The organism is Burkholderia sp. HMSC10F09 (assembly GCF_001806955.1).
GTDB lineage: Bacteria > Pseudomonadota > Gammaproteobacteria > Burkholderiales > Burkholderiaceae > Burkholderia > Burkholderia multivorans.
Genome location: NZ_KV786787.1, coordinates 1 through 1814, shown reverse-complemented (window position 1 = coordinate 1814; position 1814 = coordinate 1). Strand labels below are relative to the sequence as shown.

At 62.5% G+C, this 1814-nt stretch carries 1 protein-coding gene; it reads left to right on the top strand.

Annotated elements, in window-relative coordinates; all coding sequences use genetic code 11:
• Positions 1 to 34 precede the first annotated feature (34 nt).
• Positions 35 to 1699: a long-chain fatty acid--CoA ligase gene (locus HMPREF3115_RS18835; RefSeq protein WP_070555603.1), complete on the top strand. Its 1665-nt coding sequence runs from the start codon at positions 35 to 37 to the stop codon at positions 1697 to 1699.
• Positions 1700 to 1814: the final 115 nt, after the last annotated feature.

Here is a 1814-nt window from a genome sequence, read left to right as displayed (position 1 = left end):
CAAACCCTCCACGGTTTCCTGCGATGAACCCAAAATTTGGCTGAAATCGTACCCGCCCGGCGTTCCAGCCGAAATCGACGCGTCTCCGTATCCATCCGTTCCCGACCTCCTCGACGAGAGCTTCACGCAATACCGCGACCGTACGGCATTCGTCTGCATGGGCAAGGCGATTACGTACGGCGAACTCGATGCGCTGTCGCGCCGCTTCGGTGCGTGGCTGCAGTCGCGCGGCCTCGCCCGCGGCGCGCGCGTCGCCATCATGATGCCGAACGTGCTCCAGTATCCGGTCACGATTGCGGCCGTGCTGCGCGCCGGCTATACGGTCGTCAACGTGAACCCGCTTTACACGCCGCGTGAGCTCGAGCATCAGCTGAAGGACAGTGGTGCCGAAGCGATCGTCATTCTCGAGAATTTCGCGTCGACGCTGCAGGCGGTGATTGCGAATACGGCGATCAAGCACGTCGTCGTCGCGTCGATGGGCGATCTGCTCGGCATCAAGGGCTGGATCGTCAACTACGTGGTGCGCAAGGTGAAGAAGATGGTGCCGGCCTGGCAGTTGCCGTCGTTTACGCGCTTCAACGCGGCGCTCGCCGAAGGAGCGCGGCAAACGTTCAAGCCGCCGAAGCTCGGCCCCGACGACGTCGCATTCCTGCAATACACGGGCGGCACGACCGGCGTCGCAAAGGGCGCGACGCTGCTGCACCGGAACATCGTGTCGAACGTGCTGCAGGCCGGCGCGTGGCATCAGCCTGCACACGACAAGTATCCCGACGTGAAACAGTTCGTGACGGTTGTCGCGCTGCCGCTCTATCACGTGTTTGCGCTGACCGTCTGCGGCTTTCTGACGATGCGCACCGGCGGCATGGGCGTGCTGATTCCGAATCCGCGCGACATCGGCGGAATGATCAAGGAGCTGAAGGGCTATCAGATATCGACGATCCCGGCCGTCAACACGCTGTACAACGCGCTGCTGAATCATCCCGACTTCGGCCAACTGGATCTTTCGAAGCTCGTGATTGCGAACGGCGGCGGGATGGCGATCCAGGAAGGCGTCGCGAAGCGCTGGTATGAAAAGACTCATACGGCGATCGTCGAAGGCTACGGGCTGTCCGAAACGTCGCCGGTCGCGACCTGCAATCCGGTCACGGCGACCGAATACAGCGGGACGATCGGGCTGCCGCTGCCCTCGACCGAAGTCACGATTCGCGACGATGCCGGCAACGACGTCCCGCTGGGCGAGCCGGGCGAGATCTGCATCCGCGGGCCGCAAGTGATGGCCGGTTACTGGAACCGCCCGGAGGAAACCGCGAAGGTCATGTGTCCGGACGGATTCTTCAAGACCGGCGACGTCGGTGTGATGGATGCGCGCGGTTACGTGAAGATCGTCGATCGCAAGAAGGACATGATTCTCGTATCCGGCTTCAACGTGTATCCGAACGAAGTCGAAGACGTCGTCGCATCGCATCCGGGCGTGTTCGAAGTGGCCGCGGTCGGCGTGCCGGACGAGCACTCGGGCGAAGCGGTGAAGCTCTTCGTCGTGAAGAAGGATCCGGCGCTGACCGACAAGGATCTGCTTGCGTACTGCAAGGAGCGCCTGACCGGCTACAAGCGGCCGAAGTTCGTCGAATTCCGCACGGAATTGCCGAAGACGAACGTCGGCAAGATCCTGCGGCGAGAACTGCGCGACGGACGCGCGTAACGGCGCAACGCTCGAGCGAGCGGACCGCAGGACGAGCCCGGCCTATGCCGGGCTTTTTGTTTGGTTCATCGCAGGAAACCGTGGAGAGTTTGAGAGCGATTGCGTAACCTGACGC